Genomic DNA, 15,576 nt, shown 5'->3' on the forward strand with positions numbered 1-15,576 from the left:
AGAATTCGGGTTAATTAAATAAAATTACTTTAATTAACCTCTTTCACTTCAACCCGTAACTCTTTTGGTACTTCAAAAACGATATTTTCTTCTCTGCCATGCAGTTCGTTAACTGTTTCTGCGCCAAACGTTTTCAGGCGTTCAATCACCTGCTGTACTAAAATATCCGGTGCCGATGCACCCGCTGTGACACCCACTGCGTTCACACCAGTGATCCACTCTGCCTGGATATCCTTAGCTGAATCAATCAAATAGGCAGGCTTGCCTACGCGTTGTGCGAGTTCGGCCAGGCGATTTGAATTTGATGAGTTTTTAGAACCAACAACTAACACGACATCAGCCCCTGATGCCAAATCACGTACCGCTTCCTGACGGTTAGTGGTGGCATAGCAGATATCATCTTTGCGTGGGCCGACAATATTGGGGAATCTTGCGTTAAGTGCATCAATCACTTCTGAGGTGTCATCAACAGAAAGTGTCGTTTGGGTCATAAAGCAGAGGTTATTCTCATCTTTAACTTGCAGTTTCCACACATCTTCCGGTGATTCCACCAGATACATCCCCCCGTTGGGGTTATTGTATTGCCCCATGGTGCCTTCTACTTCGGGATGACCGGCATGACCGATTAAAATCGCCTCTTTGCCTTTGCGACTCGCCCTTGCCACTTCCATATGGACTTTGGTGACTAATGGGCAGGTTGCATCAAACAGCATGGTTAAGTTACGGGAGCGGGCTTCTGCACGAATGGCTTGGGAAACACCGTGGGCTGAGAAGATCAGAATAGCGCCATCAGGCACTTCTGAAATTTCTTCAATGAAGATAGCGCCACTCTTCCTGAGATTGTCAACCACATAACGGTTATGCACCACTTCATGGCGAACATAGATAGGGGCACCGTACAATTCCAGTGCGCGTTCCACGATGCTGATAGCACGATCAACACCGGCACAGAAACCACGAGGGTTAGCCAGCAATATTTGCATGGTTTTCTTCCAACTGAGGGTCAATTTCCAGCACTTCAATCTCAAAAGTGATGTTTTGTTCAGCCAGCGGATGGTTAAAATCAACAGTAATGGAACCTTCAGCCACGTCTTTGATAAACCCTGGCATTTCACTGCCGTTCATGGCTGTAAATAACATGATGGTTCCCACTTCTGGGATACCGGCATCGGAAAAATCACGAGGAGTGAAATATTGAACTAAATCAGGGTGGTGTTTGCCAAAAATAGTTTCTCCAGCCAGAGTAAATTGATGTTTATCACCGATTTTCAAACCAAGAAGTTGCTCTTCCAGTGGGGCAGAAAGACTACCATCACCGAGGCGGAATAATGCGGGTTTACCTTGGTTGTAAGTCGAGTCTGCTATAGAGCCATCATCCAGCTTTAATGTGAAATGTAATAAAACTGCACTGTGCGTTTGCACCTGCATTGACATATTGCTCAAGCCTTTTACTTAAAAAATGATTGCAAATATACCACTATTGGGTATAGACGAAGTTACCAGCCCCGATTAACTAAGCCGGAGCTGGTTTTATTATCATTCTTTCAATGACTAAGTTTTCGAGACCGCTTGCTTGTCCTTGTCACCAGGGCTGATAAAGCTCTCTATGATAATGAGAGCTGCCCCGATGCAAATTGCAGAATCTGCAATATTAAAGGTAGGCCAGTGCCATTCTCCGACATAAAAGTCGATGAAATCGACAACAAAGCCATGGACCAGCCTGTCGAACAAATTTCCCAATGCCCCACCAATCACCAGAGCGTAGGCAATATTGTTCAGTTTTTGCCTGGCATGGGAACGATACATCATGACCAGCAGTATAACTGTGATGGCAACAGCCACCAATGCAAAGAACCAACGCTGCCAGCCGCCCTTATCAGCCAGAAAACTAAAGGCTGCCCCTAAATTCTGGGCGTAAGTCAGATTGAAATAAGGTATCAATGGCATGGATTCATACAGCGTGAAATGCTGCAACACGAAATGCTTGCTGCCCAAATCCAGTATTAATACCACGACAACCAGCCAGAGCCAGCGAAGTCCGGTGGAACAAATGGGTGTACTCATCAGGCAAATTTACGCTCTTCACCGTTACCGGCAACGTTAGTCACACAGCGGCCGCAAAGTTCAGCATGTTCCGCCACCAAGCCCACGTTTTTAGCATAATGCCAGCAACGTGGACATTTTTCTCCGTCTGCTTTACGCAAGGCGATTTTCAAGCCAGCAATTTCACTTTGCTGCGCATCCTCACCGGCGGCTGCATAAGCAGCTACTTCAACCTGAGAGGTCAGCAGGACAAAACGCAGTTCATCAGACAGTTGGTTGAGTTTTTCCGCCAGGGCTTCATCGGCATAGAGTGTGACAGCCGCTTCCAGTGAACTGCGGATATGTTTATCGGCACGCGCCTGTTCCAGAACTTTGTTCACTTCGCCGCGTACTGCCAGCAGATCAGCCCAGAAAGTATCGTTCATATCTTCGCCATCTGCCAGACCAAACAGACCGTCATACCACTCTTCGGTAAAGACATATTGAGCACGTTTACCGGGCAATTCATACCAGATTTCATCGGCAGTGAACGACAGGATCGGCATCATCCAGCGAACCAGGGCTTCTGCGATATGGTACAGGGCAGTCTGGCAGCTACGACGAGCAAGGCCGTCACTTTTCGCGGTGTACTGGCGATCTTTGATGATATCCAGATAGAACGAACCCATCTCCACAGAACAGAACTGCATCAAGCGTTGAACTACTGAGTGGAAATCATACTCTTCATAGTGTTTGAGGATATCTGCCTGTGCTGCCTGAGCACGGCCGACTGCCCAGCGATCCAGAACCACCATATCTTCTGCTTTTACCATGTGCTCTTCCGGGTTGAAACCGTTCAGGTTTGCCAGCAAGAACCGGGCGGTATTGCGGATACGGCGGTAAGCATCAGCCGAACGTTTCAAGATCTCGTCAGAAACAGCGATTTCGCCAGTATAGTCAGTTGCTGCCACCCATAAACGCAGGATATCTGCGCCCAGTTTGTTCATCACATCTTGCGGGCTGATGGTATTGCCGATGGATTTGGACATTTTACGCCCTTGTTCATCAACGGTAAAACCATGAGTCAGAACCTGACGATAAGGGGCTTTGCCTTTAATCGCAGTGGACAGCATCAGTGAAGACATAAACCAGCCACGGTGCTGGTCAGAACCTTCCAGATACAGATCGGCTGAATTGCCGTTGAATTCTGGACGTGCATCTACAACCGAAGAATGGGTACTTCCTGAATCAAACCAAACATCCAGTGTGTCTGGTGCCTTGGTGTAATTTGCGGACTCATCACCCAGTAGTTCTGTTGCATCCAGATCCCACCATGCTTGAATGCCATCGACTTCAACGCGTCTGGCGACTTCTTCAATCAATTCAACGGTGCGAGGATGTAGCTCTTGGGTCTCTTTATGAATAAACAGAGACATTGGCACACACCATGTACGCTGGCGTGAAATACACCAGTCTGGACGGTTTTCTACCATTGATTCGATACGTGCCTGTCCCCAGCCAGGTATCCACTGAACATCTTTGATCTCTTTCAGTGATTGTTCGCGCAAACCCTTTTTGTCCATGCTGATGAACCATTGTGGTGTTGCACGGAAGATAATCGGTTTTTTGTGGCGCCAGCAGCACGGGTAGCTGTGTTGAATTTTTGCCGTATGCAGCAATGCGCCTTTCTCTTTCAGCAATTCAACAATGATGTCGTTAGCTTTGAAGACAAATTGTCCATCCAGAGAAGGGTAAGTGCCGGAGAGATAGCAACCATTCGGGCCAACGGGATTAGCGATTTCAAGGCCATATTTTAAGCTGATAGCGTAATCGTCTGGACCATGACCACCTGCGGTATGAACTGCCCCTGTACCGGCTTCAAGGGTGACGTGATTACCGAGAATGGCGGGAACATCGTAGCTCATGAATGGATGGCTAAAGCGCATCAGTTCAAGATAGGCTCCCGTGCAATCGCCTAAAACTTCCCATGCAGTGATACCCGCGCGCAGCATAACACTTTCGACAAGTTCAGCCGCCAGAATGATACATTCGTCATTGATTTTGACCAATTGGTAGGTGATTTCGGCACCCAGGGCAATCGCACGGTTTGCTGGTAATGTCCACGGGGTGGTGGTCCAGATGATCAAGGAAACAGGCAGACCTTGTGATTGTACATCAAATTTGGCGTACACGGCATCGGCATCAACGGCCACGAAGCGCACGTCGATGGAAGGGGACGTTTTATCGTAGTATTCCACTTCCGCTTCGGCGAGGGAGGAACCACAATCAGTACACCAGTGAACGGGTTTTACGCCTTTCAGCAAGTGCCCATTTTTGATAACGCGGCCGAGAGTACGAATGATGTCGGCTTCTGTTTTGAAGTCCATGGTCAGGTAAGGTTTATCCCAATCGCCCAGGACACCCAGACGTTTGAAGCCTGCTTTCTGTGCTTCAACCTGAGTCATAGCATACTTGCGGCACTCAGCACGGAATTCAGCGGCGGAAAATTTTTCCCCTGGCTTGCCGATAATCTGCTCAACTTTAAGCTCAATCGGCAAACCATGGCAGTCCCAACCTGGAATATAAGGCGAGTCGAAGCCTGACAGCCCTTTGGACTTAATAACAATATCTTTGAGAATTTTATTAACTGAGTGACCAATATGAATATCGCCGTTTGCATAGGGAGGGCCATCATGCAAAATAAACGTTTTCTTGCCAGATTTTGCTTTTCTAATTGCCTGATACAAACCTTCTTTGTACCAACGTTTCAACATATCAGGTTCGCGCTTCGCTAAATCCCCGCGCATAGGGAACCCTGTTTCCGGTAAATTCAGGGTGTTTTTGTAGTCACTCATTATCGATTCTCAGTTCCAATTTTCCGCTAGATACATGACTTGGATTGCTGCAAGAGATAGTCCCTTGCAGCAACCACATCATTTGCGATTTGCTGTTTAAGCGCATCAAGCGAAGCAAATCGCTGCTCATTACGCAATTTTTTGCGCAATACCACATCAATATGATGCCCATACAGATCCATTTGGGTATCAATCAAATGCACTTCAAGTTGCAGGCCTTGACCCGCAACGGTAGGGCGATTGCCGATGTTTGCAACACCCGGTAGGGGGTTATTGCCCAATCCATGGACGTCAACAGCATAAACACCCAGAACAGGCGCAACCAGACGTTTCAACGGTAAGTTAGCAGTAGGAAAACCGATGGTGCGTCCCAATTGCTTACCGTGAACAACTCTGCCACTTATACTGTAAGGATGCCCCAGTAATATTTCGGCCAAGGCCAGGTCATCACTTTGCAGTGCCTGACGAATGGCTGTACTGCTGATCCTAAGACCGCTGTCACAAAAACTGTCTGTGCTGGCGACATCAAAACGGTATTGTTTACCTGCTTGCTGCAAATAGTGGAAATCCCCGCGGCGATTTTTGCCAAAACGGAAATCATCGCCTATTGCCAAAAATTTAACCCCCAGTTTTTCAACGAGCAACTGTGAAACAAAGGCTTCAGGTGAGTTGGCTGCAAAATGTTTGTCAAATTTCACACATAACAGATAATCAACGCCATTTTGGGCTAGATACTTTATTTTATCTCTCAGCCTTGTCAGGCGGGCTGGCGCTTTATCTGGCGCAAAAACTTCCAGAGGCTGCGGTTCGAAAATCATGACCATTGTCGGTAATCCGAGACGCTGCCCTTCTTGCTTCAAGTGTTTTAATAAAGCCTGATGCCCGCGATGGACACCATCAAAATTACCAATCGTCAGCACGCAACCATGGTGACGCGCCCGGATATTGTGTATACCGCGAATTAGCTCCATAGCTGGCTCAATACCGTGGAAATTGCCGGATTATACCTTGTACAAAGCGCAAGGTTAACCCACGATCACAAAGGGTTTTAATTAATAACCTGATTCATACAATAAAAATAGGCCAGATGCCCGAAAAATATTTAATTTATCGCATTTCTCTGTGATTCATTCAGTTTTTTATTGCGAAAGGCTGTATTCCCTCTGAGTAAGCTGATAAAATCCCGCCCCATCACAACGTAACCAGCGTCGCTGTACAACGACGCTTATTTGCACAAATCCATTGACAAAAGAAGGCTGAACAGGCATATTCCTCGGCCTTTGAATTGTCCTCGATAGAATATATTTGGGAGTAGGACCTTGGCTAATATCAAATCAGCTAAGAAACGCGCCATACAGTCTGAGAAACGCCGTCAGCACAATGCGAGCCGTCGTTCTATGGTGCGCACTTTTATCAAGAAAGTCTACGCGGCTATCGCTGCTGGCGACAAAGAAGCTGCACAGAAAGCATTCAATGACATGCAACCAATTGTTGATCGTCACGCCTGCAAAGGTCTGATCCACAAAAACAAAGCAGCACGTCATAAATCTGCTCTGGCAGCACAAATCAAAGCCATGTAATCATTGGTTTTGATGATGCTAAAAAAACCGGCTTTAAGCCGGTTTTTTTGTATCTGCTAGTTTTATCGCATAATTTAATATAATTTTTCAGGACGACTTTTTGGTGGTGAGCTAAACAAAGCAGAAAAGTCTTTGTTACACACGCGCTGGACTGCCGGATGCTGGATCATACGCTCGGCAAAGATGACGTAATATTCTTCCTGCACCGTATCCAACCGACCTATCTCAACAATATCACTATCAGCAAAAATATCATTGGCGTAGAAAGAAGGCGCAATGAAAATGGCGTTGTGATACAGACCAAACGCTTTCATCAAAGCAGCATCATCAAATTCGCCCAGCACCTCAACTTCAAGATTTTTATTGCGTATCCACGTCAGGAGCTTTCTGCCTAACATAGAGCGGCGCCCTGGGATTAATAAACGGCGCTCTTCCAAACAGGCGGGAAAGGGCTTTTCTGGGATCGGCTGGCGGCAATAAAAACTGATATTGCATTCCCCCAATTTCACTGAAAACAAGCCTTCCTGTTGCGAGGAATCCACTGGACAATCGGATAGGATCATATCCAGTTTATGCTGGCTAAGTTGTTCAAGCAGCATTTCATGTGTTGATTCAAAACAACGCAAGTGGATTTTTTCGTGTTCCACAACGGTTGTTTCCAGCACTTTACTCACTAAACGTTTAGACAGCGCATCAGCGACCCCGACATCAAACAACAGATTTGATTCTCGGCTGTAAGTCACGATATCCATCATTTCCTGGCTGAGTGTAAACATCTTATCCGCATAGCGGAAAATGAGTTGCCCCAGTTCTGAGGGGACTAAACCTCTTCCTTGACGCTTGAATAACTTTCCACCCAGCCGCTCTTCCAACGCTTTTATCTGCCCTGTAATGGTTTGTGGTGTCAGGTAGAGCGCTTCTGCTGCCCCCACAACAGAACCTTCCTTGCAAACGTGCCAAAAATAATAGAGGTGGTTAAAATTTAAATGTGAAACCCGCATATATTTATCCTTGTGTATCGGCTCACACCTGTATAACAGCCGTGACCATACATTTCAGGTCGCCAGATTATGGCGTTTTCCTATTTTTCTATTGCTATTTTCTATGACTATTTTCTATAACTATGAAAATATTCGCAGTATCGCAGTTATAAACGTTTTGCCGCGAATATTAAGAGAATGAGTTACCTCGGAAATTCTTTCTATATCTGTGCTTAAATTAGTCTATTCATCTGTTTTTGACTACGTTTTTTTTCTTCGGTAATAGTAGGGTTAGCAGTCCATAACCGACAATGGCTGCGGTTGTAGAACCTATCAATATCCCTAAGCGGGAATAAGTACTGAAGGTGTCATTGAGACCTTCAAATGCCAGACCTGAGATAAAAATAGACATGGTAAAACCGATCCCACACAGTACGGAAACAGCGAAAATTTGCCTCATGCCAATTTTTTCCGGCAATTTAGCCATTCCCAGTGTTACCGCAATCCAGCTAAACAGGAAAATACCCAATGGTTTGCCAATAAACAGGCCAAGGGCAATGCCTATAGGCAATATACTGGTTAAGCCATCTAATGTGACGCCCTGTAATGAAATACCGGCATTGGCAAAAGCAAACAGTGGCAGAATTAAATAAGCAACCCATGAATGCAGTTCATGCTCCAACGTTTCAGAAGGTGACTCACCTTTTTTATCTCGAAGGGGGATCAAGAACCCGACAATAACGCCAGCCAGTGTGGCATGAATGCCCGATTTCAAGATACACACCCATAAAGCAGTACCAACAATCAGATAAGCGGATGTTTTAGCGATTCCTTTCCAATTCATCCAAACCAGTAGCCCAATCATGGCGGTAGCCAAGCCTAATGCTGTCAAAGATACCGTTTTGGTATAGAACAAAGCGATAATGAGGATGACACCTAAATCATCAATAATCGCCAGCGCAAGCAAAAATACTTTTAATGCGGTGGGAACACGTTTCCCCAACAACGCCATGATCCCCAGTGCAAAAGCAATATCTGTTGCGCAGGGAATTGCCCAACCTTGTTGGGTGATCTCATCATTGCCATTAAACAGCAGATAGATCAAGGCTGGCACCAGCATCCCTCCAAGCGCGGCAATGGCTGGAAAGATGGCTTTGTCGTGACCTGCAAGCGAGCCTTCCATGAGTTCCCGTTTCACTTCCAGCCCGACAATGAGAAAAAACACCGCCATTAATCCATCATTTATCCATAGTATTAATGGCTTATTGATTTCCAGCGCGGCGAATTGCACTGCAACAGGAAGGTCGAGAAATTGATGATAAATACCCTGTAATGGCGTATTCGCCATAACCAGCGCAATAATGGCCGCTATAATGAGAAAGATCCCTCCTGCGGCTTCTAATTTTAAAAATTGGCGAATGATTGCAGTCATGGAATAAATTAACTTATGAAATTGATCAAGGTCATGCATGTTAAATCAGTTATGACATCGGAAAAAGTAGATTATTTATGTACCATTAATCGCTTTATTCGAATTGTAACATAATGGAATAATGGTTTTCGACATATTGATAAATTACATTACATAACAGAAGAAGTTTTAATCATTATTTGTGATAACGAGATGAGTAAGATACTCCATGACAACATTACTTTTCCTGTTTGTCCTTGGCGCTGCTTTGTTACATGCCAGTTGGAATGCCTTAGTTAAGATTAGCGCTGATCGATTTTTAGGGATTTCAATTATTGTCTTTTTTGCCGGAATTATTGCCACATTGGGTCTGTTTTGGGTTGGATTACCGTCATTATCTTCTGTGCCGTGGTTAATCTTATCTGCTATTTTACATACTGCTTATTGCCTGTTTTTAAGCCGCTCTTATGCGACGGGAGATTTGGGGCAGGTATATCCCATTGCCAGAGGTTGTGCGCCACTCATTACCGCTTTATTAAGTTGGATAATTTTGCAGGAAATGTTACCTCCCCCAGCCATGCTGGGGGTAGGACTCATTATCGTGGGAATTATGCTAATTGCTTTTCCACATGGGAAAAATGCTCTTCATCTGGATCGTAAAACGTTATTTGCGGCAATCACAACATCGGCATTTACCGCCGGTTATACCTTATCTGATGGTATTGGTTCCAGAGTGAGCGGTAATACCTTGGCTTATATCTTGTGGCTGTTTGCTATTAATGGTTGGGTCATGGGGGCGATGATGTATTGCAAATATTGGAGTACCGCCGGAAGGAAGCTTCACCAATATTGGAAACAGGGGCTATTGGGTGGGCTGATGCAAGTACTCAGCTATGGCATCGTGATTTGGGCGATGAGCCATGCACCCATTGTGCTGGTTGCTGCATTGCGCGAAACTAGCGTGTTATTTGCGATGTTATTGTCAGTTGTTATCTTGCGAGAGCCGTTTAGCAAAATGCGATTATTGGCTTGTATTGTGATTGTGGCTGGGGTGATTGCTACGAAGCTGGGGTAACTTCCCTTTAAAATTGAAGGTGGCTTAATAAATTAGAAATCCCGCCAGTACATTAGAAAAATAATCAGGCGGGATTTATCAGAGATCTCACAAAAGCATTAAATTACTTGGTCAGATCATCAAAAAATTTCTTCACACCATCAAGGAAACTCTTGGAGCGAGGGCTATTGGTTTCACCGCTTTTCCCGCCAAAGGATTCGCCTAATTGACGCATTAATTCTTTTTGCTCTTCATTCAGTTTAACCGGTGTTTCTACGACGACACGGCACAACAAATCGCCCTGAACACCGCCGCGAACGGATTTAACCCCTTTGCCCTTCATACGGAACAACTTGCCTGTCTGGGTTTCCGCAGGGATTTTCAGACTGACGCGGCCATCAAGGGTTGGAACTTCAATTTCACCACCCAATGCCGCCGTTGCGAAGTTGATCGGGACTTCACAATAGAGGTTGCTGCCATCACGCTCGAAGATATGGTGAGATTTGACTTGAACCTGAACGTACAAATCTCCGGATGGTGCACCGTGTTCACCGGCTTCACCTTCACCGCTTAAGCGAATGCGATCACCGGTGTCAACGCCGGCTGGAATTTTAACGGACAGTGTTTTGTATTTTTCAACGCGACCATGTCCATGACATTTACCGCAAGGCTCTTTGATGATTTTTCCGCGCCCGTGACATTGAGGACAAGGTTGTTGGACTGCGAAGAACCCCTGGCGCATTTGTACCTGGCCTGCACCGTGACAGGTTGGACAGGTTTCTGGGCTGGTGCCCGCTTTGGCGCCGCTGCCATGGCAGGTATCGCAAGATTCTAGAGTTGGAATGCGGATCTCTTTGGTCACACCACGGACAGCTTCTTCCAGGGTTAATTCCATGCTGTAACGCAGGTCTGAACCACGGCTAGGACGCTGTTGACGACGGCCACCACCGAAAATATCTCCGAAAACGTCACCAAAGATATCGCTAAAGTCAGCTCCGCCACCCGCGCCACCGCCCATGCCACCCTGTTCAAAGGCAGCGTGACCATATTGGTCATAAGCGGCACGTTTCTGAGGATCTGTCAGGATCTCATACGCTTCTTTAATTTCTTTGAATTTACTTTCTGATTCTTTATCTCCCTGATTACGGTCAGGGTGATGTTTCATTGCCAGCCGTTTATAGGCTTTTTTGATCTCTTTTTCATCTGCGGTTTTGGAAACGCCCAAAACTTCGTAATAATCTTTTTTTGCCATCGTATTGTCTACCCTTAACACGCACGCACGGGCGTGGAGTTACCTCAACGCCCGTGCCAGTTAACAAGTAACAGGCGCCCTGTTACTTTGCCCGCTAAGGGCTATTATTTTTTGTCTTTAACTTCTTCGAACTCAGCGTCTACAACGTCGTCATCTTTCTTTGCGTTGCTTGTGCCTGCATCGGCAGCACCAGCCTGGGCTTGCTGTTGGGCAATTTCCAGGAGTTTCTGAGAGGCTTCAACCAGAGCTTGGATCTTCGCTTCGATTTGAGCTTTGTCTTCGCTTTTCGCCGCCGTTTCCAGTTCAGAAGTTGCTTTCTCGATCGCTGCTTTATCGTCCTCTGTCAGCTTGTCACCTGCTTCTTCAACTTGCTTACGGGTACCGTGGATCAGTTGGTCAGCCTGGTTACGAATCTGAACCAGCTCTTCAAATTTACGGTCAGCTTCTGCGTTTGCTTCTGCATCACGTACCATCTGCTGGATTTCTTCTTCATTCAGACCAGAAGATGCCTTGATGGTGATGTTCTGCTCACGACCTGAGTTTTTGTCTTTCGCAGAAACGTGCAGGATGCCGTCAGCATCGATATCGAAAGTTACTTCGATCTGCGGAGTACCGCGCATTGCTGGCTGAATACCATCCAGATTGAACTGACCCAGAGATTTGTTATCACCGGCACGCTTACGTTCACCTTGCAGTACGTGGATCGTTACCGCAGATTGGTTGTCTTCCGCTGTAGAGAACACTTGACTATGTTTAGTTGGAATAGTGGTGTTCTTAGTGATCAGGGAAGTCATCACGCCGCCCATGGTTTCGATACCCAGAGACAGTGGAGTGACGTCCAGCAGCAGAACATCTTTCACTTCACCGGCCAGTACACCGCCCTGAACCGCTGCACCCATTGCAACTGCTTCGTCTGGGTTCACGTCTTTACGTGGCTCTTGGCCGAAGAAATCAGCAACGGCTTTCTGCACCAGTGGCATACGAGTCTGACCACCAACCAGAATCACATCCTGAACGTCAGTGACAGACAGGCCGGCGTCATTCAGTGCAACTTTCAACGGCTCGATAGAACGTTTAACCAGGTCTTCAACCAGAGATTCCAGTTTTGCACGGGTAACTTTAATGTTCATGTGCTTAGGACCGGTCGCATCCGCAGTGATGTATGGCAGGTTTACGTCAGTCTGTTGTGCAGAAGAAAGTTCGATTTTCGCTTTTTCTGCTGCTTCTTTCAGACGCTGCATTGCCAGTGGGTCATTACGCAGGTCGATGCCTTGTTCTTTCTTAAATTCGTCAACCAGATAGTTGATCATGCGGCTGTCGAAGTCTTCACCACCCAAGTGGGTATCACCATTGGTCGCCAGAACTTCATACGTTTTTTCGCCATCAACTTCATCGATTTCAATGATAGAGATATCGAAAGTACCGCCACCCAGGTCATAAACCGCGATGGTGCGGTTACCCACTTCTTTATCCAGACCGTAAGCCAGCGCAGCAGCAGTTGGTTCGTTGATGATACGCTTAACTTCCAGACCCGCGATACGGCCAGCATCTTTAGTTGCCTGACGTTGTGCATCGTTGAAGTAGGCTGGAACAGTGATAACCGCTTCGGTTACTGGTTCACCCAGATAGTCTTCCGCTGTTTTCTTCATTTTTTTCAGAACTTCAGCAGAAATCTGAGGGGGTGCCATTTTCTGGCCTTTCACTTCCAGCCATGCATCACCGTTATCCGCCGCCATGATTTTGTATGGCATGATAGCGACGTCACGCTGCACTTCTTCGTCCTGAAAACGACGGCCAATCAAACGCTTAATGGCGAACAACGTGTTTTGCGGGTTAGTAACAGCCTGACGTTTAGCTGGTTGACCAACCAGAGTTTCACCATCCTGAGTATATGCGATGATAGAAGGAGTGGTACGATCACCTTCACTGTTTTCCAGCACACGAGTGGTTGTGCCGTCCATAATTGCTACACAAGAATTGGTAGTTCCCAAGTCGATACCAATGATTTTACCCATCTAAACGCCTCCACAAAGAATTCATATATTCGGTCAAGTTACTAAGCTATATGAGGATGAATGTCTGCTTTTCAATGGCGTTGTTCGCCAGAAATTCCTCATTTTGTTTTCCAGCTAATGCCGAAATATTCAGTAGTAACTGTAGTTGAGACTTAGATGGGGTCATTCATCTCATCATCAAGGGGAGAATTGAAAAAAAATTGAGATTTAATAAAAAAATTTTCCGCAGACCATTGTGTAGTTGATGCCATCACATTATGATTCGCCGCCTTTTATGATTTCCTGGCGCGGGAAAGTGCCAGGAACGCTTTTTAATATTTTGTTTTATTTGTATTTTCTAGGGGAAGTATGCATTCTAATCAGTTGGCGAACCCAGGCCCATTGGGTTTAATGGGTTTTGGCATGACAACCATTTTGTTGAATCTGCACAATGCAGGTTTTTTCCCATTGTCCTCCGCAATTTTGAGTATGGGAATTTTTTACGGTGGTTTGGCTCAGGTGCTGGCCGGCATCTTTGAGTACAAAAAAGGAAATACGTTTGCTGCAACCGCATTTACCTCTTACGGTTTGTTCTGGTTGAGCCTGATTGCGTTGCTTTTCCTGCCGAAGATGGGGCTGGCTGAAGCAACCAGCCAAGAGTTCCTTGGTGTTTATCTCGCCCTGTGGGGAATTTTCACGCTGTTTATGTTCTTTGGTACGTTGAAAGCTAACCGTGTCCTGCAATTTGTATTCGGCAGCCTGACGTTGTTGTTCGCATTGCTGGCAATCGGCAATATCACCGGTGATGCCAGCATCCTGACCTTCGCGGGTTTTGAAGGCGTTATCTGTGGTGCGAGTGCTTTCTATCTGGCAATGGCCGAAGTGCTGAATGAACAATATGGCCGTACTGTGCTGCCAATTGGTGACGTGAAACACGCTTAACCGTTTTTAACAGGATGGGTGATTTATGCTCATCCTGTGTTTTATTAATCCTCTGATTTCCTGCCCACTTTTTCAGAGAGATTTCTTCCGCAAGTAAACCCCCAATAACAGGCCAACAGCCGATAAAGTCAGCATATAGTAGGCAGGTGCCAGAGGGGTATAGGCCAACAGTATGGTGACGAAGATCGGTGTCAGTCCACCGAAAATGGCATAAGCCAAATTATAGGCAAATGAAATGCCACTAAACCTGACTTCTGGCGGATAGCTTTTCACCATCACAAAAGGCGTAGCGCCAATCACACCAACAGTCAGACCCGCGAGGGAATAAGCGCTAAAGAGTTTGAGCGGTTCATGGCTGATATTGTGATAGAAAAACCATGTTGTGGCAGCCAATAGAATGCAACCGATAATCAGCACGATACCGGCTCCCCATTTGTCGCATAAATATCCGACAAAGATACAGCCAATCGCCAATGAGAGGACTGCCAGACTGTTTGCTTGCAAAGTCAGTGATTGTTCCAGCTTAAATACCGATTGCATATAGGTTGGTGTCATCAAGATAACGACGACAATGCCAGCAGAAAGGAGCCATGTCAGCAGCATGGAAATAGCGATGGCGCGTTTGTGATTAAACACGACAGTTTTTAGTGGCAGCTCTTCTGCCAACGTTTTGCGTTCCTGCATTTCTTTGAAGACAGGGGTTTCATGCAGCCAGCGGCGCAGATACATGGCGCATAAACCGAAAATACCACCTAAGAAAAATGGCAGACGCCATGCCCAATCCAGGACTTCTTGCCCGGAATAAACCGAAGTTATAATGGTTGCGACGAGAGAACCAAATAAAATCCCCAAACTCAATCCTGCCGTTAAAACACCACAGGCAAATCCGATGCGTTTATGAGGAACATGCTCTGCCACAAAAACCCAGGCTCCGGGCACTTCCCCACCAATTGCGGCTCCCTGCATAATCCGCATCAGGAGCAGCAGGATGGGGGCAGCAATACCGATGACGTCATAGGTGGGCAACAGGCCGATAGCCAGAGTGGGTAGAGCCATCAACAATATGCTGAGTGAAAACATTTTCTTACGCCCAATGAGATCGCCAAAATGGGCCATGACGATCCCACCTAAAGGCCGAACCAGATAACCGGCTGCAAAAATACCGAATGTCTGTAGTTGTCTGAGCCATTCAGGTATATCCGCAGGGAAAAAGAGTTCCCCAAGCGCAACAGCAAAAAAGATAAAGATAATAAAGTCGTAAAATTCCAGAGCGCCACCTAAAGCCGCTAAGGACAGCGTTTTATAATCTTGTTTATTTAATGGACGATTGTGATATTGTGACATAAGTTACCGATTTATAGTTATAAAATGGGTTCTAAGGTGTTTATTTTCAATGTTCTGACCAGACTCAAAATAGATGAAAATAAAACTTATGCTATATTAAAAGATATTTATTCTACAACTTTTTAAAAGAACCCATTGTGGT

General features: G+C 46.0%; 13 protein-coding genes. 3 read left to right on the plus strand and 10 right to left on the minus strand.

The window, feature by feature from the left end:
* Positions 1-29 precede the first annotated feature (29 nt).
* From ispH to ribF, 5 genes are all read right to left on the minus strand, one after another.
* Positions 30-983 carry a 4-hydroxy-3-methylbut-2-enyl diphosphate reductase gene (gene ispH, locus ABLA76_RS10310; protein WP_348987853.1) on the minus strand — a complete coding sequence of 318 codons (954 nt, stop codon included), beginning with the start codon at positions 981-983 and terminating at the stop codon, positions 30-32.
* Positions 964-1,434, minus strand: coding sequence for an FKBP-type peptidyl-prolyl cis-trans isomerase (fkpB, locus tag ABLA76_RS10315; RefSeq protein ID WP_348987854.1), 471 nt, complete (start codon positions 1,432-1,434; stop codon positions 964-966). Before fkpB ends, ispH begins: the two co-directional genes overlap by 20 nt.
* Positions 1,435-1,551: 117 nt before the next feature.
* A complete protein-coding gene (gene lspA / locus ABLA76_RS10320) occupies positions 1,552-2,064 on the minus strand; it encodes a signal peptidase II (RefSeq protein WP_348987855.1) in 513 nt (170 codons plus the stop codon).
* Positions 2,064-4,877 (minus strand): isoleucine--tRNA ligase, encoded by a 2,814-nt coding sequence (ileS, locus tag ABLA76_RS10325; protein WP_348987856.1) that lies wholly within the window; start codon positions 4,875-4,877, stop codon positions 2,064-2,066. The genes lspA and ileS overlap by 1 nt, the downstream gene beginning before the upstream one ends.
* Before the next feature lie 26 nt (positions 4,878-4,903).
* Positions 4,904-5,848 (minus strand): bifunctional riboflavin kinase/FAD synthetase, encoded by a 945-nt coding sequence (gene ribF / locus ABLA76_RS10330; RefSeq protein ID WP_348987857.1) that lies wholly within the window; start codon positions 5,846-5,848, stop codon positions 4,904-4,906.
* 348 nt (positions 5,849-6,196) lie between these two features.
* On the opposite strand from ribF, the gene rpsT reads away from it, so the two are divergent.
* On the plus strand, positions 6,197-6,457 hold the full coding sequence (rpsT, locus tag ABLA76_RS10335; protein WP_099142764.1) for a 30S ribosomal protein S20: 261 nt from the start codon (positions 6,197-6,199) through the stop codon (positions 6,455-6,457).
* Between the two features lie 74 nt (positions 6,458-6,531).
* On the opposite strand, the gene nhaR is transcribed toward rpsT, so the two are convergent.
* Both nhaR and nhaA read right to left on the minus strand, forming a co-directional pair.
* Entirely contained in the window at positions 6,532-7,458 is a 927-nt protein-coding gene (gene nhaR, locus ABLA76_RS10340; RefSeq protein ID WP_189758313.1) for a transcriptional activator NhaR, read from the minus strand.
* Positions 7,459-7,684: 226 nt separating this feature from the next.
* On the minus strand, positions 7,685-8,869 hold the full coding sequence (gene nhaA / locus ABLA76_RS10345) for a Na+/H+ antiporter NhaA (protein ID WP_348987858.1): 1,185 nt from the start codon (positions 8,867-8,869) through the stop codon (positions 7,685-7,687).
* Positions 8,870-9,077: 208 nt separating this feature from the next.
* Between nhaA and ABLA76_RS10350 the strand changes: the two genes are divergently transcribed.
* On the plus strand, positions 9,078-9,923 hold the full coding sequence (locus tag ABLA76_RS10350; protein WP_348987859.1) for a DMT family transporter: 846 nt from the start codon (positions 9,078-9,080) through the stop codon (positions 9,921-9,923).
* A 103-nt stretch (positions 9,924-10,026) separates the two neighbouring features.
* On the opposite strand, the gene dnaJ is transcribed toward ABLA76_RS10350, so the two are convergent.
* Both dnaJ and dnaK read right to left on the minus strand, forming a co-directional pair.
* The gene (gene dnaJ, locus ABLA76_RS10355; RefSeq protein WP_348987860.1) at positions 10,027-11,154 is read right to left on the minus strand and encodes a molecular chaperone DnaJ; all 1,128 of its coding nucleotides are present in this window, start codon (positions 11,152-11,154) and stop codon (positions 10,027-10,029) included.
* Between the two features lie 104 nt (positions 11,155-11,258).
* The gene (gene dnaK / locus ABLA76_RS10360) at positions 11,259-13,169 is read right to left on the minus strand and encodes a molecular chaperone DnaK (RefSeq protein WP_047766718.1); all 1,911 of its coding nucleotides are present in this window, start codon (positions 13,167-13,169) and stop codon (positions 11,259-11,261) included.
* A 348-nt stretch (positions 13,170-13,517) separates the two neighbouring features.
* Here dnaK and satP point away from each other — a divergent pair, with 348 nt between their 5' ends.
* Positions 13,518-14,090, plus strand: a complete 573-nt coding sequence (gene satP, locus ABLA76_RS10365) for an acetate uptake transporter (RefSeq protein WP_348987861.1) — start codon at positions 13,518-13,520, stop codon at positions 14,088-14,090.
* A 72-nt stretch (positions 14,091-14,162) separates the two neighbouring features.
* On the opposite strand, the gene ABLA76_RS10370 is transcribed toward satP, so the two are convergent.
* Positions 14,163-15,434, minus strand: a complete 1,272-nt coding sequence (locus ABLA76_RS10370) for an MFS transporter (RefSeq protein ID WP_285809581.1) — start codon at positions 15,432-15,434, stop codon at positions 14,163-14,165.
* Positions 15,435-15,576: the final 142 nt, after the last annotated feature.

Source organism: Xenorhabdus sp. SGI240 (genome assembly GCF_040081915.1).
Classification (GTDB): domain Bacteria; phylum Pseudomonadota; class Gammaproteobacteria; order Enterobacterales; family Enterobacteriaceae; genus Xenorhabdus; species Xenorhabdus bakwenae.